This window comes from Pseudomonas sp. 1912-s (assembly GCF_029269205.1).
Taxonomy (GTDB): domain Bacteria; phylum Pseudomonadota; class Gammaproteobacteria; order Pseudomonadales; family Pseudomonadaceae; genus Aquipseudomonas.
This window is the reverse complement of record NZ_JARIXR010000013.1, coordinates 76,018-99,458: the sequence shown is the minus strand read 5'-3', so window position 1 is coordinate 99,458 and position 23,441 is coordinate 76,018. Positions and strand designations below refer to the sequence as shown.

22 protein-coding genes are annotated in these 23,441 nt (G+C 60.7%); 16 read left to right on the top strand and 6 right to left on the bottom strand.

The window, feature by feature from the left end:
• The first annotated feature begins 53 nt into the window (after positions 1 to 53).
• Entirely contained in the window at positions 54 to 974 is a 921-nt protein-coding gene (locus P3C29_RS17775) for an AraC family transcriptional regulator (RefSeq protein WP_275965050.1), read from the top strand.
• Position 975: 1 nt separating this feature from the next.
• On the opposite strand, the gene P3C29_RS17770 is transcribed toward P3C29_RS17775, so the two are convergent.
• From P3C29_RS17770 to P3C29_RS17760, 3 genes are read right to left on the bottom strand one after another with little or no spacing between them, the layout of a single operon-like run.
• Positions 976 to 1,359, bottom strand: coding sequence for a cytochrome c family protein (locus P3C29_RS17770; protein WP_201121655.1), 384 nt, complete (start codon positions 1,357 to 1,359; stop codon positions 976 to 978).
• Between the two features lie 27 nt (positions 1,360 to 1,386).
• The gene (locus P3C29_RS17765; protein ID WP_275965073.1) at positions 1,387 to 1,908 is read right to left on the bottom strand and encodes a GNAT family N-acetyltransferase; all 522 of its coding nucleotides are present in this window, start codon (positions 1,906 to 1,908) and stop codon (positions 1,387 to 1,389) included.
• A gap of 14 nt (positions 1,909 to 1,922) precedes the next feature.
• Positions 1,923 to 2,447: a demethoxyubiquinone hydroxylase family protein gene (locus tag P3C29_RS17760; RefSeq protein WP_275965049.1), complete on the bottom strand. Its 525-nt coding sequence runs from the start codon at positions 2,445 to 2,447 to the stop codon at positions 1,923 to 1,925.
• Between the two features lie 164 nt (positions 2,448 to 2,611).
• On the opposite strand from P3C29_RS17760, the gene P3C29_RS17755 reads away from it, so the two are divergent.
• The 4 genes from P3C29_RS17755 to P3C29_RS17740 all read left to right on the top strand — a co-directional run bounded on the left by P3C29_RS17755 (position 2,612) and on the right by P3C29_RS17740 (position 6,246).
• Positions 2,612 to 2,989 (top strand): response regulator, encoded by a 378-nt coding sequence (locus tag P3C29_RS17755; RefSeq protein ID WP_275965048.1) that lies wholly within the window; start codon positions 2,612 to 2,614, stop codon positions 2,987 to 2,989.
• Between the two features lie 101 nt (positions 2,990 to 3,090).
• Positions 3,091 to 3,705, top strand: coding sequence for a biliverdin-producing heme oxygenase (locus P3C29_RS17750; protein ID WP_201121658.1), 615 nt, complete (start codon positions 3,091 to 3,093; stop codon positions 3,703 to 3,705).
• Positions 3,702 to 5,930 carry an ATP-binding protein gene (locus P3C29_RS17745; RefSeq protein ID WP_275965047.1) on the top strand — a complete coding sequence of 743 codons (2,229 nt, stop codon included), beginning with the start codon at positions 3,702 to 3,704 and terminating at the stop codon, positions 5,928 to 5,930. Before P3C29_RS17750 ends, P3C29_RS17745 begins: the two co-directional genes overlap by 4 nt.
• 139 nt (positions 5,931 to 6,069) lie before the next feature.
• Positions 6,070 to 6,246, top strand: coding sequence for a hypothetical protein (locus tag P3C29_RS17740; protein ID WP_158000321.1), 177 nt, complete (start codon positions 6,070 to 6,072; stop codon positions 6,244 to 6,246).
• 14 nt (positions 6,247 to 6,260) lie between these two features.
• Here the strand turns inward: P3C29_RS17740 and P3C29_RS17735 are convergent, their stop codons facing one another.
• Both P3C29_RS17735 and P3C29_RS17730 read right to left on the bottom strand, forming a co-directional pair.
• The gene (locus P3C29_RS17735; RefSeq protein WP_201121662.1) at positions 6,261 to 7,580 is read right to left on the bottom strand and encodes an ATP-binding protein; all 1,320 of its coding nucleotides are present in this window, start codon (positions 7,578 to 7,580) and stop codon (positions 6,261 to 6,263) included.
• Positions 7,577 to 8,287, bottom strand: a complete 711-nt coding sequence (locus P3C29_RS17730) for a response regulator (RefSeq protein WP_275965046.1) — start codon at positions 8,285 to 8,287, stop codon at positions 7,577 to 7,579. Before P3C29_RS17730 ends, P3C29_RS17735 begins: the two co-directional genes overlap by 4 nt.
• 164 nt (positions 8,288 to 8,451) lie before the next feature.
• Between P3C29_RS17730 and P3C29_RS17725 the strand changes: the two genes are divergently transcribed.
• The 5 genes from P3C29_RS17725 (at position 8,452) to P3C29_RS17705 (ending at position 13,336) form a co-directional block, all read left to right on the top strand.
• On the top strand, positions 8,452 to 9,240 hold the full coding sequence (locus P3C29_RS17725; RefSeq protein WP_275965045.1) for a VacJ family lipoprotein: 789 nt from the start codon (positions 8,452 to 8,454) through the stop codon (positions 9,238 to 9,240).
• Positions 9,230 to 9,475 carry a hypothetical protein gene (locus P3C29_RS17720; protein WP_201121664.1) on the top strand — a complete coding sequence of 82 codons (246 nt, stop codon included), beginning with the start codon at positions 9,230 to 9,232 and terminating at the stop codon, positions 9,473 to 9,475. The genes P3C29_RS17725 and P3C29_RS17720 overlap by 11 nt, the downstream gene beginning before the upstream one ends.
• A gap of 137 nt (positions 9,476 to 9,612) precedes the next feature.
• Positions 9,613 to 11,511: an alkaline phosphatase D family protein gene (locus P3C29_RS17715; RefSeq protein ID WP_275965044.1), complete on the top strand. Its 1,899-nt coding sequence runs from the start codon at positions 9,613 to 9,615 to the stop codon at positions 11,509 to 11,511.
• A 320-nt stretch (positions 11,512 to 11,831) separates the two neighbouring features.
• Positions 11,832 to 12,140 carry a helix-turn-helix transcriptional regulator gene (locus P3C29_RS17710; protein WP_010176905.1) on the top strand — a complete coding sequence of 103 codons (309 nt, stop codon included), beginning with the start codon at positions 11,832 to 11,834 and terminating at the stop codon, positions 12,138 to 12,140.
• Between the two features lie 182 nt (positions 12,141 to 12,322).
• Positions 12,323 to 13,336, top strand: coding sequence for a sensor domain-containing diguanylate cyclase (locus P3C29_RS17705; protein ID WP_201121666.1), 1,014 nt, complete (start codon positions 12,323 to 12,325; stop codon positions 13,334 to 13,336).
• Positions 13,337 to 13,340: 4 nt separating this feature from the next.
• Here P3C29_RS17705 and P3C29_RS17700 read toward each other — a convergent pair whose 3' ends face one another.
• On the bottom strand, positions 13,341 to 14,369 hold the full coding sequence (locus P3C29_RS17700; RefSeq protein ID WP_201121667.1) for an amino acid ABC transporter substrate-binding protein: 1,029 nt from the start codon (positions 14,367 to 14,369) through the stop codon (positions 13,341 to 13,343).
• A 171-nt stretch (positions 14,370 to 14,540) separates the two neighbouring features.
• On the opposite strand from P3C29_RS17700, the gene P3C29_RS17695 reads away from it, so the two are divergent.
• The 6 genes from P3C29_RS17695 (at position 14,541) to P3C29_RS17670 (ending at position 23,432) form a co-directional block, all read left to right on the top strand.
• Entirely contained in the window at positions 14,541 to 15,431 is an 891-nt protein-coding gene (locus tag P3C29_RS17695) for a LysR substrate-binding domain-containing protein (RefSeq protein ID WP_032882439.1), read from the top strand.
• Between the two features lie 89 nt (positions 15,432 to 15,520).
• Positions 15,521 to 16,771, top strand: coding sequence for an aspartate aminotransferase family protein (locus tag P3C29_RS17690; protein ID WP_201121668.1), 1,251 nt, complete (start codon positions 15,521 to 15,523; stop codon positions 16,769 to 16,771).
• Between the two features lie 283 nt (positions 16,772 to 17,054).
• A complete protein-coding gene (locus P3C29_RS17685) occupies positions 17,055 to 18,392 on the top strand; it encodes a carbohydrate porin (protein ID WP_275965043.1) in 1,338 nt (445 codons plus the stop codon).
• A 101-nt stretch (positions 18,393 to 18,493) separates the two neighbouring features.
• Positions 18,494 to 20,911, top strand: coding sequence for a glucose/quinate/shikimate family membrane-bound PQQ-dependent dehydrogenase (locus tag P3C29_RS17680; RefSeq protein WP_275965042.1), 2,418 nt, complete (start codon positions 18,494 to 18,496; stop codon positions 20,909 to 20,911).
• 210 nt (positions 20,912 to 21,121) lie between these two features.
• On the top strand, positions 21,122 to 21,979 hold the full coding sequence (locus P3C29_RS17675; RefSeq protein WP_275965041.1) for a 2OG-Fe(II) oxygenase: 858 nt from the start codon (positions 21,122 to 21,124) through the stop codon (positions 21,977 to 21,979).
• Positions 21,980 to 22,013: 34 nt separating this feature from the next.
• On the top strand, positions 22,014 to 23,432 hold the full coding sequence (locus tag P3C29_RS17670) for a pyridoxal-dependent decarboxylase (RefSeq protein WP_275965040.1): 1,419 nt from the start codon (positions 22,014 to 22,016) through the stop codon (positions 23,430 to 23,432).
• Positions 23,433 to 23,441: the final 9 nt, after the last annotated feature.

Below are 23,441 nucleotides of genomic sequence, written 5' to 3'. Positions count from 1 at the left end.
AAGCCGTACTCTGAATACTCGAACATCCCGTTTACCTGCGTGAAAGTACGAATATGCACAGCGATCCGTTTTCCGAGATGCTCACCTTCGTGAACGCCCAATCGGTGATGACTGGCGGTTTCAGCGCGGGCGGCGCCTGGGCCCTGCGTTTTCCGGCGCCAGACAAGATCAAGTTTTTCGGTGTGGTGAAAGGACAGTGCTGGTTGTGGCTCGAGGACGAGCCAGCGCCGGTATTGATTGAAGCGGGAGATGTGTTCCTGCTGAGTGCGCAACGCTCGTTTGTGCTTGCAGGCGATGTGTCGGTAGCGCCTTTGGAAGCGCGGCAATTATTCGCTGACGCCGGCCGCTTCCCGCAAATCGGTGACGGCCAAGGCTGTGTGCAAATCGGCGGCTACGTGCGCCTGGACCCGGAAAGTGGCGGGCTGTTGGCCAATGCACTCCCACCCCTGATCCACGTGCGGGCCACGGCGCCGCAAGCGGCAATCGTGCAATGGCTGCTTGGCCAGTTGGCGCATGAGGGCGAATCCCGTTTGCTGGGGGCGAGCCTGGCATCGGCGCAGCTGGCGCAGTTGATGTTTATCCAGATCCTGCGGGCTTACGTCGAAACCTCGGGCGCATTACCCGAAGGCTGGCTGCGCACGGTCAGCGACAAGCGCCTGGCGCCCGCGCTGCGCTTGATGCACAGCGAGCCGGGGAATGCCTGGTCGCTGGAAGCCTTGGCTGCAGCCGCTGCAATGTCGCGCACCACCTTTTCGCAATACTTCAAGAACGTCGCCGGCGTGCCACCGCTGACGTACTTGACCGAATGGCGCATGCGCCTTGCGCAACGGGCGTTGCGCGAGGGGAATCTTTCCGTTGGGGTCTTGGCGCAGTCACTGGGGTACGGGTCTGAAAGCGCGTTCAGCAATGCCTTCAAGCGAGTGACTGGGAAGGCACCGAGGCATTATCGGCAGGCGTGCCGTCAATCAACCTGAATTACTGCGCCTGAAACGTCGCAAGATACGCCAACAAGTTATCGATCTTCTCCTGGTCACTGATCCCCCAGAAAATCATCCGGGTGCCGCTCACCACCTTTTTCGGCGCCTCGATATAGGCGGCCAGTTTGTCCCGCGTCCAGACCACGCCTGAATTCTTCATTGCATCTGAATACTGATAGTCAGTGGTGGTCCCGGCCGGGCGGCCAATGATGCCGTTGAGCTGCGGCCCGAAACCGCCCCGGGCGTTTTCGCCGACGCTATGGCAACCGCCGCAGGTTTTGCTGAATAGCTTCCCACCGGCTTCGGCGTCGCCTTCCGCCATTGCCTGGGCACTGACAAAACCGGACATCAAGGCAAGGGTGAGTAAAACAACAGGCTTCATAAATAGCATTCCATCCGGTGTGCCGGTTCAGGTGGTAACTTGCCACGACATGGCGCAACGACTGCCCGGCGCAAAACCGTGACGATACTCCTCACGCAAAGCCTCTGCCAAACGATGATCCGGCACCAGGGAGTGCTCTTGCCGAAATCCCAGCCGCTGGTAAAACGGGGCATTCCAGGGCACATCACAAAACGTGGTAAGGGTGACGGCCCGCAACTGGCGCGAGCGTGCTTCATTCATCACGGTTTCAAGCAATTGCCGCCCTGCGCCACGGCCTTGCATGGCCTGCGCCACTGACAGTTCATGGATGTGCAGGTCATCATCAAATACCTCTGCACTGAGGAACCCCTGGAGTTGGCCAGTAGCATCCACCGCCACCCAACACGTACCCAACGCGATGACCTGCAGATGGCGCCCAACACTCATGAGCTCGGCATCGGCAAGCCAGCCCAACGATTCGATGGTGCGGAAGGATTGGGCCGCAGATGCTTCTATCGCAGGCAAAAACGCTGCATCCTCAGAGATAGCGGTCCTAATAACGACAGAGATGAGACTGCAGCCACTCACGAACGCATGCCCATCCAGATCACCGCCTCTGTCCAGGCCGTCACCACCGGGTTCAACGCCCGGCTCCACGGATCGCGCGGGTCGATCTGCGCGGCCGACTGGTCATGGTGCTGCTGCTCTTCTTCCACAATCGAGGCAATCGCCACCACTGCCTGCGGGTCGCTGTCGCGTAAAACGTGAAGTTGATGGGCAAGGTGCTTAAGCACCACGCTTTCGACCGCGACGGTGGTGGCCAGGATCGCCTTGCGCCCGCAAAGCCCGGTCACCAACCCCAACACCAGGCCGCCGAGGCCGCATAGCCAGTAGCTGCGGCAACGCCGCCGGCCACGGCGCTGCAATTCGGACTGGAACACTGCGCGATGGCGCAACTCGTGGGAACGCAGCTCCCTGAGTTCTTCTACCAAACCAGGGGCAACCAGGCGTGCCATGAACAGTTGGCCGCTGTAGATGCAGATCGCGCCATGTTCGCCAGCGTGGTCGACCTTGATCATACGGCCGCCGATATCAATCGTACTCGACACTGGATTGCCTTCCATAGCGTGGGGGACGGCATCGTGACGTATCCCGTCCGTTACTCGCAAGCACACCCACCAAATGACCACCCATCGCAAAAAAAACATCCAATCGAACCTAATCAACTGCCGTCCACTCCACCTTACTTATCCCGGATGGTGGAGTGGTGATCATGGCTCAGCCATCGATATTGGTACTGGAAGACGACGAAATCATTCGCGCGTTGATGGTGGATGTACTGGAGGATTTCGGTGCGGTGGTGACCTCGTTTCCCTCCGCAGACGAAGGGATGATTTTTCTAGAACGGGCCAGTGATCCGGTGGACCTGATCGTGAGCGATATCCAGATGCCCGGCCTGCTCAATGGCTATGACTTGAGCAAGGTGGTCGCCCATCGCTGGCCGTCGCTGCCGGTGCTGCTGACCTCGGGCAATACCGTAATGGCGTCGCAACTGGGCGGCACGGTGCGCTTCTTGCCCAAACCGTGGAGCGCCGAGCGCTTGCTCGATTGCGTGCAATCGGCGCTGGTTCAGGGCCCGCCCATGCATTGATAGCGTAGCGATATCAGCTGCAGCGAACTTCGCGACAGCTCCTGCGGTCAATGATCAGGCAACCCTACATGGCCAGCAGGCCCCCAGTTCGAGTTTACTGAATGCATTCACAGGCCCATGACGTTGGTGCGCCCCCCGTACTTGAAGCCCTGCGCTCAGGTACCGCTTTACTGCACGTCGCCCTGGAAAAACGCTTGCCGTTTTTCTCCCCGCAGCTGGATCACGACGGGTACCGACGCCTGCTCCAGGCCTACTACGGGTTCTACGACCCTCTGGAAGCAACGCTGAACGACAGCGGCTTGATCCCGGTGGGATTCGATCAGGCACTGCGTCTGAAAACGCCTACCTTGCTGACAGACCTCCACGCCCTGGGCCTGGACGATCCGGCCATTGCCGCCCTTCCCCGCTGCACGTCGCTACCGCCCCTCGACACACCTGCCGCCTGCCTGGGTGCGCTGTACGTGCTGGAAGGCGCCACCCTGGGCGGGCAAATTCTGCGCCGGGAAATGGCGCAGCGCCTGGGTCTGGACGCCGACAACGGCGCTGCGTTTCTCAACGTGTATGGCGCCGAAACCGGCCGGCGCTGGAAAGACTTTCTCGATTACCTGAGCCATGTGCCCCTCGACGCGCACGCCAAACTGCGCGCTGTAAACGCGGCCCGCTCGACATTCAGCTGCTTTGAGCAATGGCTCGACAGCCAGGAGGTACTGCTATGAAACCCGATGATTTTGAAGAACTGCTTGCCAACTGTGCGGACGAGCCCATCCGCTTCCCGGGGGCCATCCAGCCCCACGGCGCGCTGCTGACCTTGTCTGAGCCACGCCTGCATATCGTGCAGGTCAGCGCCAACGTGGCCGGGCTGTTCAATCACGCGCCCGAGTCCCTGTTGGGCCAGCCACTGCATACATTGATCGGTACGGAACATGCGGATGCCGTCCAGGCCATGGTCACGCACAATAGTTTTTTCGACGCCCCACCCTTGCACGTGACGCTCAACGGCGCCGAGTTCGAAGGGTTGCTGCACCGCCATCAGGGTGTGCTGGTGCTGGAGTTCGAGCCGCGCCTCAAGGATTTCCAGCCCAAGGCGCTCAATGGCCGGACCAGCAACCTGGGCAAGATGCTGCAACGTCTGCAAGCGGCGAAAACCCTGCAGGCCTTGTATGAAATCAGCGTCAACGAAATCCAGGCCATGACCGGCTACGACCGCGTGCTGATTTATCGCTTCGAGGAAGAAGGCCACGGCCAGGTGATCGCCGAAGCGTCCGCGCCGTCGATGGAACTGTTCAACGGCCTGTTCTTCCCCGCCTCCGACATCCCCGAACAGGCCCGGGAGCTGTATCGCACCAACTGGCTGCGGATCATCCCCAACGCCGACTATGAGCCGGTACCACTGGTGCCCAGGTTGCGCCCGGACACCGGCCAGCCCCTGGACCTGAGCTTCGCCACCCTGCGCAGCGTGTCGCCGATTCACTGCCAGTACATGCAGAACATGGGCGTGCTGTCGTCCATGAGCATTTCCCTGATGGCCGGCGACAAACTCTGGGGCCTGATCAGTTGCGGCAACCGTCAGCCGCTGATGGTGCCCAATGAGTTGCGCACGGCCTGCCAGACCATCGGCCAGGTGTTGTCGTTGCAGATCAGCGCCATGGAGGCCCTGGACCTGAGCCGCCAGCGTGAAGAAAAGGTCGAGGCCCTGGCCCTCCTTAGCCAGGCCATGCAGGCCTCGCCCGCCAATGTCTTCGACGGCCTGGCGCAACGTCCGCAACTGCTGATGGACCTGACCCAGGCCTGCGGTGTGGCGATCATCGAAGACAAGCAACTGCACCGCTATGGCAACTGCCCGGAACCCGGGCAGATCCGTGTCTTGCACAAGTGGCTGCAAGAGACCGGGCAGCCGGTGTTTGCCAGCCATCACCTGGCGTCGGTGTACCCGCCGGCGGCGGAGTACCAGCACGTAGCCAGTGGCGTGCTGGCCATGAACTTGCCCAAGCCGGTGGATAACGGCGTGCTGTGGTTTCGCCCCGAGGCCAAGGAAAACATCAACTGGAGCGGCGATCCCAATAAACCCCTGAACCTGGAAACTTCCGACGCAGGCCTGCGCCTGCGCCCACGTACCTCGTTTGAAATCTGGAAGGTCGAAATGGCCGGCATTTCCACCAAGTGGAGCCATGGCGACCGCTTTGCCGCCAACGACCTGCGTCGCTCGGCCCTGGAAAATGACCTGGCCCGCCAGGTGCTGCGTGAGCAACAAGCGGTGCGCGCCCGGGATGAACTGGTGGCGGTGGTTTCCCACGACCTGCGCAACCCGATGACGGTCATCTCGATGCTCTGCGGCATGATGCAAAAGGCCTTCAGCTCCGACGGCCCGCACACCTCGCGGCGGATTTCCTCGGCCATCGACACCATGCAACAAGCCGCCGGGCGCATGAATGTACTGCTGGAGGACTTGCTCGACACCTCGAAGATCGAGGCCGGGCGCTACACCGTCAAGCCGGTAGCCCTGGACGTGAGCCAGATGTTCGAGGAGGCCTATTCATTACTGGCGCCCCTGGCGATGGAAAAGGGCATCGATTTGTCGTTCAACGCCGAACCCGGGCTGCAAATCAATGCGGACCCGGAGCGGCTGTTCCAGGTGTTGTCGAACCTGATCGGCAACGCCATCAAGTTCACGCCACGCCAGGGCAATATCGGCATCAGCGCGATGAGTACCGGCGAAGAGATTGTGTTTTCGGTGCGGGACTCCGGCGAAGGGATTGCGCCTGAACAATTGCCCCATGTGTTTGACCGCTACTGGACCCAGACCGAAAACAACCCCACCGGCAGCGGCCTCGGGCTGTACATTACCCAAGGCATCGTGCAGGCCCATGGCGGGCGGATCGAGGCTGAAAGTGAGTTGGGCCGGGGCAGCGAGTTTCGGTTTACGGTGCCCAAGCCGGCTTGAAACCGGCCCTGTTGAGACGGCGAAGCAAATAGAAACCCGATGGCCCGGAACGCTGGACCGGGCCAAAGCCACTGATCAGGACGCACTCAAAGGGAGTTGATGCGCACGGCAAACTTCCTATTGATCGAGAGGTACATCCATGATGATCGGCAGCGTTTTTCATACTCAAAACCTGATCCAGGCACTTCAACCCGTCCAGCCTGTTCAACCTGCGTCCAAACCAAAGGAGGAGCCATCGCGTAACGGCTTCAATCAACAACACGCCCAGTCGAATGGCGGCTCTCTGAGCAACCTGGGAAACGGCAAGCTGCCATGACCGTTTAAGCCCTCCTAAACCGGCAACACCACCACGGCGGCCAACCCGCCGCACGGGCGATTTTCCAAGGTCAGCGTCCCACCGTGTTCCAGCACAATCGCCCGTGCCGTGGAGAGCCCCAAACCGACACCGCCCGTACTTTTATTGCGTGAGCCCTCCAACCGGAAGAACGGCAGGAACACCTGTTCGTGCTGCTCCACCGGGATGCCGGGCCCACGGTCCAGCACCCGCACCGTCACCCTTCCAGGACTCTGTTGCAGTTCAACTTCCGGCGCCAGCCCATAGTGAATCGCGTTGTCCACAAGGTTGGTCATCACCCGTTTGAGCCCCAGCGGTCGGCCGAAATAAACCAGTCGCGGCGGGCCGTTGAAGGTGATGTCGATGGACTGGTCACGGTAGTCATCAATCAAGGTTTGCAGCAACTCGGCGAGGTCCAGTTGGGTGGCCTGCTCCAGGCGTGCATCGTCGCGGAAGAATTCCAGCGCGGTGTTGATCATCGCCTGCATCTCATCGACATCCCGGAACAGGCGGTGCTGCTGGTCGGCATCCTCGACGAATTCTCCCCGCAGGCGCAGGCGGGTCAGCGGCGCCCGCAGGTCATGGGAAATCGCGGCAAGCATCTGGGTACGGTCCTGGATGAAGTGCTGCAACTGCGCCTGCATGCCGTTGAACGCGAGGATCGCCTGGCGGATTTCGTGGGGGCCGACCGGTTCGATGGGCGGCGCACGAAAGTCGGCGCCGAAGCGCCGCACACCCTGGGCGAAATGTTGAAGCGGCCGAGCCAGGCGCCGGGTGGCGATCAGCGTGACCAACGCAGTGGAGACCAGCACCAGCATCAGCACCACCAGGCTTCGCGGGCCTTCCGCCAGGCCCCAACTGCGCGACGGTGCACTGAACATCAGCCAGGACTGGTCAACCAGTTGCACCACCAGCGCATAGTGCCCGCCGGGGCCTGGCCAGTCGGACGGTTCGTAGGCTTCCATTCGCCGTTCCGGTCCCTTGAGCAGTTGTTTGAACACCTGATCGGAATGAAAACCCGGGTCTTCCAGAATCGGCACATCAATGCCCCCACGGGTGGCCGACCAACTCACACTGAAACTGTCATCGCCCACTGCCTGCGTCAGCTGTGCTCGCTGTGACGGCTCTGCCGCCTCAATCATCCGCACGATCACCGCCACTTTTTCCAGCAGGCCGGTCTCACCCAGCGGCGGCCTGGCCCAAACGCCCGCCAGTTGCACAAATAGCGCGTTGAAGGCCAGCGCCGTGAGCATCGCAATCAGGATGGTCAGGGCGATCCAGCGGGCCACGGTGTCCCGGGGTTTGAAGCGACTCATGAGCGGGTCACGGCGACGGTGAACTGGTAACCACCGTTGCGCACCGTGCGAATCATCGCCGGGCGCTTGGTGTCAAATTCCAGCTTGCGTCGCAGGCGGCTGACTTGCACGTCGATGCTGCGGTCGAACGCGTCATGGCTATGACCCCGCGCCAGGTTGAGCAATTGCTCGCGGGTCAGCACCCGTTGCGGGTGCTCGACGAACACCAGCAGCAGGTCAAACTCCCCGGACGACAACGGGATCATCACCTGATCCGGCGAGCGCAGTTCCCGGCGCGTCAGGTCCAGTTGCCAGCCGGCAAAGCGGATCAGCGGGCGCGAAGCGTCACCCAGGCTTGGCTGGCTTTCTCCGGCCCGGCGCAGTACTGCGCGCACCCGGGCGAGTAACTCACGGGCGTCGAAAGGCTTGCTCAAGTAATCGTCGGCGCCCATTTCCAGGCCCACCACGCGATCACTCAACTCGCCCATGGCGGTCAGCATGATCACCGGCGTTGCGTATTGCTGGCGCAGGCGTTGGCACAGCAACAGGCCGTTATCCCCCGGCAGCATCAGGTCGAGGATGATCAGGTCGGCAGGCGTACGCTCCATGGCCGCCCACAGTCCGGTGCCATTGGCGGCGGTCTCGACCGTGTAGCCATGTTGCAGAAAAAATTTCTTCAGCAGGGCGAGGACCTCAAGGTCATCGTCCACGATTAAAAGATGGCTCACCGGCGGGCATCACTTGGTCTTGTCGATGCGCCATCTAAAACCATTCGACGCGGCCCGTCATATATTTCAATCGTGCAATAAAGCGTCAACGGCGCAATAAAGCAGACATCTTTGCGCAAACTGCGGCTGCCAGCATCGGCCTCCTTTTCCCGGAGACTGACCCTATGCGCTCGCTGACGTATCCCCAGCACCTGGCTCGCCAGGCCGTGTTGCTGCTGACCGTGTCTTACCTCACAGGCTGCGCGAGCCCGCCCAACGTGACGAGTACGACACGCTGCGCACAGGTTTCCTACCCGGTGTATGACCCCGCCGAGCCGGTCAACCGGGGCGTGTTCGCCTTCAACCGCGCCGTCGATGACTATGCCCTGGCGCCTGTGGCTCGTGGTTACCGATACCTGCCGGATTTTTTCCAGCAGGGTGTGCATAACTTCGCCAGCAACTTCAGCGAGCCCAAGGTATTTATCAACGACCTGCTGCAAGGCAACCCACGGCGTTCGATCAATACCCTGGGACGCTTTGCAGTGAACACCACTGTGGGGATTGTCGGGCTGATCGATGTCTCGGACCCGCTGGGCATCCCTCGTCACACCGCCGACTTCGGCCAGACCTTTGGCGTGTGGGGGATTGGCAACGGGCCGATTGTCGAGCTGCCGTTGCTGGGCACCGGCAACAGCCGCGATGCGGCAGGCAAAGTCCTGAACTTCCTGGTGGCGCCGCTGGGCGACAGCGACACCGTGCAGACCCTGGGCACCATCAGCCTGGTGGGCGGTACCGTCGATACCCGGGCGTCGTTGCTGCCACTGACCGACAGCCTGCAAAAGTTGCCGGACTACTACAGCGCCCTGCGTAATGTGGTGGCCGAACACCGTGCGGCCTTTGTACTGGAAGGCAAGCAGGGAGCGACGTCGCCCCAGGCCGATAGTTGCGCACAGGGAGCCGGCGATGATTTCTGAGTCAGGCTCACTGGTTTTGCAACATCAGGTGCGTAAGCGTGGGGCCCACGCCCTGCTCTGCCGGGAAACCCGCCTGAGCCTGTCGTCGGAACAGGGCCGCCTGGTACTCAGACGCTACGTCGAACAGTACAGCCCGCAGGGCGTGCGCTGGGTTGAGCGGCAGCACAGCGTGGCGCTGGGCGAAGTACTGCGCTGGATGATCGCTGAAGGTGAAACCACAGCCAGCCGGTCATGATTTGAGATGAAAGGTTTATAGCCCGGGCTCGCAGGTGCCGGGTAATTTGCGGCTCGCCCGGGTATCGCGCCTTAACAAAACGCTGACATTCAATGCGTTACCTTTTCGGCCCAACCCTGCCCAGAGCCGTTGCCTTGATGCCGCACCCCGACACACTTCCCGCTGTACTCGCCGGCCCGTTGCTGCGACGCCTGGAACCCCGGCGCCTGGTGATGTGGCTGGTGGGAAGTCGCGCCCTGGCATTGACCCTGAGGCTGCAACCCGCCCACGGCGAGGCGTTCGACATCGAACTGGACGCCAGCCGCTGCCAGGTCGTGCCCGTCGGGCGCCAGGCGTTTATCCACCTGATCGACGTTGAACTGGCGCACGCCCTGCCCCAGGACGTGAGCATCGGCTACGACCTGCTGGTCGAGAGTGCCGGTATCGCCGAGTGGGCGCCCCATCTGCTGTACCCCGGCGCCCAAGGCCCGAACGTTGTCCTGCACAGCCGCATCCACCAGTTGGTACACGGTTCGTGTCGCAAACCCCACCACAGCGCCGACGAAGGGTTGTTGTGTGTCGACCGGCTGCTGGCCGAGTCGACCACGGTCGAAGACCGCCCGGCCCTGTTGATGATGAGCGGCGACCAGGTCTACGCCGACGATGTCGCGGGGCCGATGCTGAGGGCCATTCATGCGTTGATCAGCCGCCTCGGCCTGTTCGACGAACACCTCGACGGTGCCGTCGTCGACAACAGTGCAGCACTCTACGAGCACGCCGCCAGCTACTACCATCGGGCCGATCTGTTGCCCGCCCTGGAAAGCAACGAGACCCTGCGCGAGCGTTTTTTTGGCGGCGTGAAGAAGCCGATTTTTACCAGCAGCAGCGCCGACAACCACCTGGTGACCTTCGCCGAAGTCATGGCGATGTACCTGCTGGCCTGGTCACCCACACCGTGGCAACTGATCACCCCGCAAGCACCGCAACTGCGTGCCGAAGAGCACGTACGCTATGCACACGAGCAGGTGCAGATCGACAAGTTTCGTGACGGCCTGGGCGGCGTGGCCCGGGTGTTCGCTCACCTTTCCTGCCTGATGATCTTCGATGATCACGACATCACCGACGACTGGAACCTCAGCGCCCAGTGGGAAGAAACCGCCTATGGCCACCCGTTCTCCAAGCGCATCATCGGCAACGCCCTGCTGGCCTACATGCTCTGCCAGGGCTGGGGCAACAACCCGGATGCGTTTGGCACCGTGTTGGGCAACACCCTGGCGCTGACTACGCAAGCCCATGGCAACTCTCTGGATGCCGTGGCCCAGGATGAACTGGTGGATGAACTGCTGAAGTTCCAGCACTGGCATTACGTGCTGCCCACCACACCCGCGCTGGTGGTGATCGACACCCGCACCCGACGCTGGCGCAGTGAATTCACCCTCAAGCAACCGTCCGGCCTGCTGGACTGGGAAGGCTTGAGCGAACTGCAACAGGAACTGCTGGATCACCCATCGGCAATCATCGTGTCGCCGGCACCGATCTTCGGCGTCAAGCTGATCGAGACCGTACAGAAAGCCTTCAGCTGGTGCGGCTACCCGCTGCTGGTGGACGCGGAAAACTGGATGGCCCACCGCGGCGCGGCACAGGTGATCCTCAACATCTTTCGCCACTCCCGCACCCCGGGTAACTACGTGATCCTGTCGGGGGACGTGCACTACTCGTTCGTCTACGAAGTGCTGATCCGCCACCGCAACGCGGGCCCGAAGATCTGGCAGATCACCAGCAGCGGCATCAAGAACGAATTCCCTCCGCGCCTGCTGGAATGGTTCGATCGCCTCAATCGCTGGCTCTATTCGCCGCGCTCCCCCCTGAACTGGCTGACTCGACGCCGTCCCATGCAGGTGGTGCCGCACATTCCGGAACACGCCGAAGCGGGTGAGCGGTTGTGGAATTCTGCCGGTATCGGGCAAGTGTTTTTTAATCAGCAAGGGCAGCCTGAGGCGATTTATCAGCACAATGCGAATGGGGCGCCACGGACGAGGATGGTGGCACCGAAGTAAGCTTTCCTACTCATGCCAAACAACCTTCCCATGTAATTCGAGGAAGCTGCTTAACACGCAGTTTCTCGCGCCATTTTTGGCAATATTTCAGTCCCCTTCGCTCACAGAACAACGTGCGACGCTTTGGTCGGCTTTTTCGAAAAAAGCCTCTTTAATCGCCGATTGTCAGATGAACCTTTTTTGGTACACTCACCTGTGAACGATATTCCTCTTGTACTAAACGTAAGTTTTTTTCGCACAGATGCCGGAAATGAGCCTGTTCGTGAGTGGCTGATGGAACTGCCCAAAGCGACGCAAAGCCAAACTTTGAGGAACAATCCATGAAAAAACATATCGGTTCCGACTTTGATGAGTTCCTTAACGAACAAGGACTCATTGAGGAGGTTTCCGCCGCAGCGTTGAAGCGAGTGATCGCCTGGCAACTGGCAGAGGCCATGAAAGCCCAGCACATCAGCAAAAAGGCACTGGCTGAGCGTATGCACACCAGTCGTACGGCAGTGGACAGAGCCCTGGATCAGAACGATGCAGGCATGACACTTGCCACCCTGGCAAGCGCAGCACGAGCGTTGGGGCAACGGGTTGAAGTGCGTCTTGTGCCGAATCCGGACGCAGCGCCGGCAATAATTTGAACACTGCCAGTTCGTAAAACTACAGACTAAACAGCAATAAATAGTGGCTCATAGCCACCTTCCAGCCTAGACCAAAGCCCCCCTTCTAAGCGCCAAAGCGCCGTTGTACAGTACCGCCAGCCACGGAGTATCGGCGTCAACTTAGGCTGGCCATGGGGGCCAGTCCACGCAGGGAGTGCGCAATGGACGATACATCCGCCAGCGAACCGTCAAGGAAGGACTTTTGCGACCTTAACGCCGACATGCTGCACGCAATCATGGAGCTGGTCAGCGACGGGATCTGGGACTGGAACGCCAACACCGGGTTCGTCTATCGCAACCCCGGCTGGTACGAAATGCTCGGCTACGCCCATCACTCCCTGGAAAACAGCGTGTTTACCTGGGAAAACGTGATTCACCCCGAGGACTATCCGAATGTGATGGTGCTGTTTGATGACTACATCAACCGCCGCACCACTCACTATCAAGCCGAATATCGCTGCCGCAAGAAAGACGGCTCCTACCTGTGGATAGAAGACCGTGGCTACGTGATTGCACGTAACGATGATGGCTCGGTGGCCCGTATGCTCGGCGCCCACCGCAGCATCCAGGCACGCAAGCAGTCCATCGAACAGCTGGAGCGACGTAACCAATCCCTGGAAGCCCTGGTGGCCGAGCGCACGCGCGAGCTGTCGCGGGTCAATCAACAACTGCAGTTGCAACTGGATGAAAACCGCTCCCTGGCCGAACGCGACGCCCTGACCCGTGTGGCCAATCGTTACCGCCTGGAGCGGGCCCTGGTGGAAGAATGCGATCGGGCCCAACGGTTTCGCCTGCCGCTGTCGCTGATCGCCATGGACATTGATGACTTCAAACCCATCAACGATCAGCACGGCCATGCCGTCGGCGATGAAGCCCTGGTGCATGTGGTGGAATGCCTCGAAGCCTGCCTGCGTCCCGGCGACTTGCTGGCACGCTGGGGAGGCGATGAGTTTATGGTGATCGCCCCCAAAAGCACGCTGGAAACTGCCCGGGAACTGGCCGAGCAGTTGCGCACGGCACTCAAGGCGCTGCCCGCCGTGGGCGGTTTCAAGGTGACGTTGAGCCAGGGCGTGGTGGAACGGCGCACCGATGAGTCACCCACAAGCCTGATGGCCAGGGCCGATCAGGCGTTGTATCGCTCCAAGGCGGCGGGTAAGGACACTGTGTCTTCGTGACGCCTCAACGAACCGGCGGCGCGTACTGGATCCCGCCGTTGCTCCACAAGGCGTTCAGACCACGCTTGATCTTCAGCACGCTGCCCTGGCCGATATTGCGCTCGAACACTTCGCTGTAGTTGCCCACTTGCTTGACGATCTGCACCACCCAGTCCTTGCGCAGTTTCAGGTCCTTGCCGTAGTCACCGTCTGCACCCAGCAGGCGGGCGACGTCCGGGTTCTTGCTGGACTTGGCCTGCTCCTCGACGTTCTGCGAGGTGATGCCCATTTCCTCGGCATTGAGCATGGCGAACAGGGTCCACTTGACGATGCTGAACCACTCGTCATCGCCTTTACGTACCAGTGGCCCCAGGGGCTCCTTGGAAATGACTTCCGGCAATACGACGAACTCATCCGGGTGAGCCATCTTGATCCGCTGGGCATACAGGCCCGACTGGTCGGTGGTGAGCACGTCGCAGCGGCCGGCTTCGAGGCCCTTGGCGCTTTCGTCGGCGGTGTCGAAGGTGATCGGCGTGTACTTCAGGCCGTTGGAGCGGAAGTAGTCCGAGACGTTCAGCTCGGTGGTGGTACCGGCCTGGATGCAGATGGTCGCGCCGTCCAGGTCCTTGGCACTCTTCACGCCGAGTTTGGTGTTCACCAGAAACCCGATGCCGTCGTAGTAGGTTACGCCGGTGAACACCATGCCCATGCCGGCGTCGCGGGAACTGGTCCAGGTGGTGTTGCGGGAAATCAGGTCGATCTCGCCGGACTGCAACGCGGTGAAACGCTCCTTGGCGGTCAACTGGCTGAACTTCACTTTCGACGCATCACCGAACAGCGCGGCGGCGACGGCGTGGCACACATCCACATCGATGCCGGTCATCTTGCCATTGGCGTCCGGCACGCCGAAGCCCGGCAAGCCGTCGCTGACGCCGCACTGGATAAACCCTTTCTTCTGGATCGCGTCCAGGGTCGCCCCTGCGTGAGCGGTCCCGGCCAGGCCCAATACGGCGGCGGCGGTGAATGCCGCCAAAGTGGATTTCACGTTCTTCATTCAAGGCACTCCCTGTCGATCTTTATTATTCGGCGCCAAAAACCCGCGCCGGTTTATAGTGTTGCCGGTCAGTATCAACGGCTTTACACCTTGGCCACAAACGACGTTTAGGCTTAGGCTCCTTCCGATTTGGAATGAACTCGGCTATTTAAAAGGATCTGCGATCCCGTGATATCCAAACGCTTGACCCCTTCGATGACGGCCCTGCAGTGCTTCGAAGCCGCCGCCCGCCACCTGAGTTTCACCCGCGCCGCCGAAGAACTGCACCTGACCCAGAGTGCGGTGAGCAAGCAGGTGGCGCAGCTGGAAGAGATGCTCTGCCATCCGCTGTTCCAGCGGGTTCGCCAGCGTTTGTACCTGTCGCCGGCGGGCTCGCTGTACCTGGAAGAAGTGCGCAAGATCCTCAACCAGGTGGATATTTCCAGCCGCTACATCCTGACCTACGGTGGCGAGACCGAAGTGCTGCGGATCGCCACCCAGCCGACCTTCGGTGACCGCTGGCTGGTGCCCAAGCTCAAGGACTTTGCTGCGCGCCATCCCACTATCCACCTGGACGTGCGCAACGAACTGGAGCCCTTCGACGTGTTGCAGGCCAAGGCGGATATCGCGTTTTTCTTCGGCCAGGGATCGTGGCCGGGGGCGACCTGCATCGAGTTGTTTCGCGAAGCCGTGGTGCCGGTGTGCGCACCCGGGTTTGTCGCCGCCGGCAGCGACGCCTCCTCCCGCCACACGTTGCTGCAATGCACCTCGCGTCCCGAGGCCTGGCACGCATGGTTTCTGGAACAGGGCCTGCACTCGCAAAACAGTTACCACGGGCCGCGTTTTGACACGTTCTACATGTGCATCCGCGCGGCGCAATCAGGGTATGGCGTGGCGCTGGTGCCGCAGTACCTGGTGGCCGAGGAATTGGCGAACGGCAGCCTGATGATCCCCTGGGACTACACGATGCCCAGTGCCGGTGCGCACTTTATCGCCCACGCCGAACATGCCGGGGAGATCCCGAAAGTGAAGGCGTTTTTGAACTGGATGGTGGAGTACGCCACAGCACATCCCGACTTTTAATAATGACCCGGCGACTTTATTTCGTTTGCGGGGCGAGGCGGCTCACGGCTTAGATAAAAGGACGCATCCCCTTCTTGAGTCCCGGATCCATGAGCCGCGAAACCATCAGCCAGTCGATTTCCATCGTCCACCCCATCAGCCTCAGCCATGGCAAGAACGCCGAAGTCTGGGACACCACCGGCAAGCGCTTCATCGATTTCATCGGCGGCATCGGCGTGCTCAACCTGGGCCACTGCAACCCGCGTGTGGTCGAGGCGATTCTCGAGCAGGCGACAAAGCTCACCCACTACGCCTTCAACGCTGTGCCTCACGCGCCGTACATCGAACTGATGGACCGCCTCACTGCCTTCATCCCGGTGGATTACCCGGTCAGCGGCATGCTCACCAACAGTGGTGCGGAAGCCGCGGAAAACGCCTTGAAAATCGTCCGGGGCGCCACGGGCCGCACTGCTGTGATTGCGTTTGACGGTGCATTTCACGGGCGCACACTGGCCACCTTGAACCTCAATGGCAAGGTCGCGCCCTACAAGCAGAAAGTCGGCGTGCTACCGGGGCCGGTGTTCCATCTGCCCTACCCCAGCCGCGACAACGGCGTGACCTGCAGCGAAGCACTCAAGGCGATGGACCGGCTGTTCAGCGTGGAAATCGACGTCAACGATGTGGCGTGTTTCATCATCGAGCCGGTGCAGGGTGAAGGCGGCTTCCTGACCCTGGACGTGGAATTCGCCCAGGCCCTGCGACGCTTCTGCGACGAAAAAAACATTCTGCTGATTGCCGATGAAATCCAGTCCGGCTTCGGCCGTACCGGCGAGCGTTTTGCCTTCTCTCGCCTGGGCATCGAGCCGGACCTGATTCTGTTGGGCAAAAGCATCGCTGGCGGCGTACCGCTGGGCGCGGTGGTCGGGCGTAAATCGTTGCTCGACAACCTGCCCAAAGGCGGCCTGGGCGGCACCTACTCCGGCAACCCGATCGCCTGCGCGGCGGCGTTGGCCACCCTGGATGAAATGACTGACGAGCACCTGCAAAATTGGGGCGCGCAACAGGAAGAAGCCATCGTCAGCCGATATGAAGCGTGGCGTTCGAAAAAACTCTCCCCGTATCTCGGTCGATTGACGGGTGTCGGCGCCATGCGCGGCATCGAGCTGGCCAATGCCGACGGCAGCCCGGCGCCACAACAACTCACCCAACTGCTGGCCCTCGCTCGCGACGCGGGTTTGCTGCTGATGCCCAGTGGCAAATCGCGGCACATCATTCGGCTGCTGGCGCCGTTGACCATTGAGGCGGCAGTGCTGGAGGAAGGGCTGGATATTCTTGAGAGTTGTTTGGTGAAGTTGGCTTAGCAACCAAAAAGGCCGGCAGGGAGCCGGGCTTCAAACGCGAGCCGATGAACAGTTTGATACCAAATCCAACGACCCAGCCCACTATTACCAAATCCGAAAGAATCCATCTTCCGTTTAGCCCTTTCTCTCCCCGCGTCAGGGCATTATCCTTGTCAGTAACAAACTGAAACGTTTCATCATTCTCATCCAACCATCGACTGCCCGCGTCCAGCGCCTTTGTGCGAACGCGCCAGGCCGCTGTTTGCGTTTCAAGACCATAAAATATTAAGACCCCATTTTGCCTATGCCTGCTTTCCAAAATCTGCGCCTGTGCGCTGCGCTGCTGCCTTTCGGTCTGGCCACCTGTGCCCAGGCTGCACCTGCCTTTGACGCTGAATCACCGTGGATGCTGGGTGATTTCGGCGGTACCCGGACAGCGCTGTCTCAACAGGGCTACGACTTCAAATTCGACTACACCGGCGAGATGGGCAGCAACCTGCACGGCGGCTCAAACCATGACCGCACCGCACGCTACAGCGATCAGTTCGGCCTGGGCACGCACCTGGACCTGCAGAAAATCCTCGGCTGGCACGACGCCGAATTCCAGTTGACGGTGACCGAGCGCAGCGGCAACAACATCACCAATGACCGGGTCAACGATCCACGTGTGGGCGGGTTCACCTCGTCCCAGGAAGTCTGGGGCCGCGGCCAGACCTGGCGCCTGACGCAGATGTGGTACCAGCAGAAATTCTTCGACCAGAAACTCGACATCAAGGCCGGCCGTTTTGGCGAAGGCGAAGACTTCAACAGCTTCCCCTGCGACTTCCAGAACCTGGCGTTCTGCGGCTCGCAGGTCGGCAACTGGGTGGGCAGCATCTGGTACAACTGGCCGGTGAGCCAGTGGGCACTGCGGGTCAAATATCACCTGACGCCCGAGCTTTACGCCCAGGTCGGCGCCTATGAACAGAACCCGTCCAACCTGGATCGCGGCAATGGCTTCAAGCTCAGTGGCAGCGGCACCCAGGGCACCCTGCTCCCGGTTGAACTGGTGTGGACCCCCACGCTCAACGGGCTGCCCGGCGAATACCGTGCCGGTTACTACTACAGCAGCGCCAAGGCCAGCGATGTCTATAAAGACCGCAACGACCAGCCGGCGGCCCTCAGCGGCGAAGCCTACCGCAGCGCCTCCAGCAAGCACGGGGTGTGGCTGGGCGTGCAGCAGCAAGTCACCAGCCTGGCCAGCGACCACTCGCGGGGCCTGAGCGTGTTCGCCAACGGCACGATGCACGACAAGAAAACCAACGCTGTGGATAACTACGTGCAGGCCGGCGTGGTCTACAAGGGCCTGTTCGACGCCCGCGCGAAGGACGATATCGGCTTTGCCGTGGCCCGGGTGCACGTCAACCCGGCCTATCGCAAGAACGCCGAGGCCAGCAACCAGGCCCGCGCCGTCTTCGACTTCGATGACCCGGCCTACCTGCCCCTGCAACACACCGAATACAGCGCCGAACTCTATTACGGCGTGCACGTCACGAACTGGCTGACGGTGCGCCCGAACCTGCAATACATCCGTCATCCCGGGGCCGTGGCCCAGGTGGATGACGCGCTGATCGGCGGGATCAAGCTGCAAAGTTCCTTCTGATTTCTGAATAAACCTTATTTGCCCTGAACCATGCCTGCGCCGGAACGTCATCTACAGTGAACTGTGCGCAATCAATTCAAAACGTAACGGAGAACCACACTATGAGCACTGATGGTGCTTCAAGTCCAAGTCGCCTGCTGCCCAGGCTGCTGGGGATCTTGCTGCTGATAATGGGCCTGGCCTTGTTGGCCGGGGGGATCAAGCTGAGCATGCTCGGCGGGTCGCTGTATTACCTGCTGGCCGGTCTCGGCATCACCGTTACAGGCCTGTTGCTGCTGGCGACACGCCGCGCGGCGCTGGGCTTGTACGCACTGGTGCTGTTTGCCAGCACCGTCTGGGCGCTGTGGGAAGTCGGCCTGGACTGGTGGCAACTGGTGCCGCGCCTGGCCCTGCTGTTCGCCCTCGGCATCGTCATGCTGATCCCGTGGTTCCGCCGTCCTTTGCTGCGTGGCCAAGCCGCGCCGCTGGGCACTGGCGCCCTGAGCGTCGCTGTCGTGCTGGCAGGCGCCGCTGCCTTGGCCAGCCAATTCACCGACCCGGGTGCACTGGTCAAGAAAGGCCAACTGGACCGCGACGCGGTACCGGGCATGGCCAGCGCTGCTCCCGCCCAGGCTGATGGTGACTGGAACTCCTATGGCCGTTCGGCCTTTGGTGATCGCTACTCGCCTCTGGCGCAGATCACCCCGGAAAACGCCCACAAGCTGGTGCCAGCCTGGACGTACCGTACGGGCGACATTCCTGGCCCAGGCGATCCCGGTGAAACCACCGCGGAAAACACCCCGCTGAAAGTCAACGGCATGCTCTACGTGTGCACCCCGCACAGCCAGGTGATTGCCCTGGACCCGGACACCGGCAAGGAAATCTGGCGTTTCGACCCGAAGATCAGCAGCGAAGGGGCTGCCAACTTCAAGGGTTGGGCGCACATGACCTGCCGTGGCGTGTCGTATCACGATGACGCGGTCTACGCTTCCGAGCAGAGCCCGACTGGCAGCGCCAGCCCGGCTGCCGCGCCGAATGCCTGCCCGAAACGCATCTTCGTACCGACCGCCGACACCCGTCTGATCGCCCTGAATGCCGACACCGGCAAGATGTGCGAAGACTTCGGTGACAAAGGCCAGATCGACCTGCGTGCCAACATCGGCACCTTCGCCCCGGGCGGTTACTACTCCACCTCGCCACCGGCCGTCACCAAGAACCTGGTGGTGATCGGCGGTCACGTGACCGACAACGTCTCCACCGACGAGCCTAGCGGCGTGATCCGCGCGTTCGACGTGCACACCGGCAAGCTGGTGTGGAACTGGGACAGCGGCAACCCGGACGACACCACCCCGTTGGCCGAGGGCAAGACCTACACCCGCAACTCGCCAAACATGTGGTCGATGTTCGCGGTCGACGAAAAACTCGGCATGCTCTACCTGCCGATGGGTAACCAGATGCCCGACCAGTACGGCGGCGACCGGACTCCGGACTCCGAGAAGTACAGCGCCGGCCTCACCGCCCTGGACATCGACAGCGGCCACGTGAAGTGGACCTTCCAGTTCACTCACCATGACCTGTGGGACATGGACGTGGGCGGCCAGCCTTCGCTGGTCGACATCAAGACCGCTGAAGGCGTGAAACAAGCAGTAATGGCGTCGACCAAGCAGGGCAGCATCTATGTGATCGACCGTTCGAACGGTCAGCCTGTAGTGCCGATCAATGAAATCCCTGTACCGCAAGGCGCAGTGGCCGGCGATCACACCGCACCGACCCAACCGAAATCCGACCTGAACTTCATGCCACCGCCCCTCAAGGAGCGTGACATGTGGGGCGTGACGCCGTTCGACCAGATGCTGTGCCGGATTGACTTCAAATCCATGCGCTACGACGGTCCGTTCACTCCGCCATCGCTGCAAGGTTCGATCGTTTACCCGGGTAACTTCGGTGTGTTCGACTGGGGCGGCATTTCGGTCGACCCGGTTCGCCAGATTGCCTTCGTGAACCCGAGCTACATGGCGTTCAAATCGAAACTGATCCCGGCCGCCGATATTGCCAAGCAAGGTCCGCGTGTCAGCGAAACCGAAGGCGTGCAGCCAAACAAAGGCGCGCCATACGGTGTGATCCTCGAAGCCATGCTGTCGCCACTGGGCCTGCCGTGCCAGGCGCCGGCGTGGGGTTATGTGGCCGCGGTCGACCTGACCAACCACCAGACCATCTGGATGCACAAAAACGGTACCGTGCGTGACAGCTCGCCGGTTCCGATTCCACTGACCATGGGCGTACCAAGCCTGGGCGGGACCTTCACCACCGCCGGTGGCGTGTCCTTCCTCAGCGGTACCCTTGACCAGTACCTGCGTGCCTACGACGTGAAAAACGGCAAGCAGTTGTGGGAAGGCCGCCTTCCAGCAGGCGCGCAAACCACACCGATGACCTACACCGGCAAGGACGGCAAGCAGTACGTGCTGGTCATGGCTGGCGGTCATGGTTCCCTGGGCACCAAGCAGGGTGACTATGTGATGGCGTTCAAACTGCCGGATTAAGTAAAACCGGCGGTAAGAAAAAGGCGGCTACCTAATGGGTAGCCGCCTTTTTTTATGTGGGTAATAAAGTAAAGCGAGACGGCCTATGCACTTAAATAAACACTAAGAAAAGTCCTATACCACCCTCCAAATATTTCACTCTACTTTAGTACCGGGCAAATCCCGTTAAATTAAACGTTACCCGCAATATTCAACATGGAGTTATTCATTATGACGGACCTGAACAACAGCGAACTAACGCCCGCCGCATTGCAAATCAAAACACCTGCCATCTTAGAGCTCACACAACTCGATGCAGCCAGCTTAAAAAGACTCATCACGGGTGAAGTACTCGCCATTCGAATAGCTGATTTTGCGAATGAACAAACCAGCGCAGTATTAACTAAATATATAGACGAAACGGCGATTCTTCAGGAGTACAATCACGAAACCTATGAGAGCGGGAAAGTTGTCCAGCAATTCTATGGTGTCCATCGCTGGGGAACACCGTTCAACTCTACCTACGGCAAGAGCGCAGGCAGTGACGCCCAACAGCAATACTATGCCGACGCAGCCCATATGCGCGGCTTGATCGACAGCCTATGCGCCCCGCAGAAGCCGCCCATCCACCTGCTGATGGAGCACCTGCAGCAGGTTTGGCCAGAAGGTGCGACCACCGCCGCATTTCAGGGCCAGCCAATGTTCTGCGGTATTATCCGCGCCATGTTCCCGGAGACAGCTCACCTCTCGGAAACCGTGCCCCATGTTGATTGCCTGCCTATTTCCATTGCCGAACTGGAACATCAATTCAGCGCCAACATTTACATTGATACTCCACCTTCGGGAGGAGAGTTGATCATCTGGGATACCGAAGCGTTTGCCTATGAAGACGTCGAGCGCTTTGAAGGCGCACTACTTCCCGAAGACCGTTTGCAAAAGCCACTGCACATCCAGCCGCGAAAAAACGAACTGATCATCATCAATACCCGCCGTCCTCACGCCATTTGCGGATTCGATTCAGGCAAACGCATCAGTATCCAATCGTTTATCGGCTATACCACTGGTGAGCCGTTTTACTTCTGGTGCTAACGCCCTTATTTCTTTTCCTGATGGACACTCTTATATGACACCTGACGAATTCCGCCAACATGGCCACGCCATGATCGACCTGATTGCAGACTATCGACAAAACATCGAGCAGCGCGGTGTGCAACCCACCACGACCCCCGGCGAAATCAAATCCGCCTTGCCGGCCAGCCCGCCTGAAACAGCCGAACCGTTCGAACAGATCATGGGCGACGTCGAAAAACTGATCATGCCCGGTCTGTTGCACTGGCAGCATCCGAGCTTCTTCGGTTTTTTCCCGTCCAATGTGGAACTGTCCTCCGTCCTCGGCGATTGCTTGAGTACCGGCCTGGGCGTGGTGGGATTGTCGTGGCAATCGAGCCCGGCCCTGACCGAAATCGAGGAAGTCACCACCGATTGGCTGCGCGACATGATCGGCCTGAGCGCCAACTGGAGCGGAGTGATCCAGGATTCGGCCTCGACCTCCACACTGGTGGCGCTGATCAGCGCTCGCGAACGCAGTTCCAACTACGCGCTGATGCACGATGGCCTGCAAAACAGCGGCGCACCACTCATCGTCTACACCTCGGCCCACGCCCATAGTTCAGTGAACAAAGGCGCCATCCTGGCCGGGTTCGGCCAGAACAATATCCGTACCGTGGCCACCGACGAACACAATGCGATGTCACCGCAGGCATTGGAGCAGGCCATCGAACAAGACCTGGCTGCCGGGAACAGACCCTGTGTGGTGATTGCGACCACCGGCACAACGGCAGCCATGGCCATCGACCCTCTGGAAGCCATCGGCGCCCTGACTCAGCGTCACGGCCTCTGGCTGCATGTCGACTCGGCCATGGCCGGTGCCGCGATGATCCTCCCGGAATGCCGCGTGCTGTGGAACGGCATCGAGAAAGCCGACTCGCTGGTCCTCAACCCTCACAAATGGCTAGGGGCAGCGTTTGATTGCTCGGTGTACTTCGTACGCGACCCCGAGCACCTGATTCGCATCATGACCACCAACCCCAGCTATCTGCAGTCCAAGGCTGATGGCCAGGTCAGAAACTACCGCGACTGGCGAATCTCCCTGGGCAGCCGCTTCCGCGCCCTGAAGCTGTGGTTCCTGATCCGCGAGCAAGGCGTCAGCGGCCTGCAGGCCCGGCTGCGACGTGACCTCGCCAATGCCCGCTGGCTGGCAGAACAGATTGAAGGCAGCAAGCACTGGAAACTGGTGGCCGCCGTCGCCCTGCAAACGCTGTGCATCCGGCACGAGCCGCCAGGCCTTGGTGGTGAGGCGCTGGACAACCACACCCGCGCCTGGGCGGAAAAACTCAATCAATCAGGCAAAGCCTACGTCACCCCCGCCATTCTGGGCGAGCGCTGGATGGTACGCGTGTCCATCGGCGCGCTGGGGACGGAGCGCCACCACATCGAAGGCTTGTGGGAACTGTTGCAAACCCTGGTCGATGAAACGGCCTAGCGTTGACAG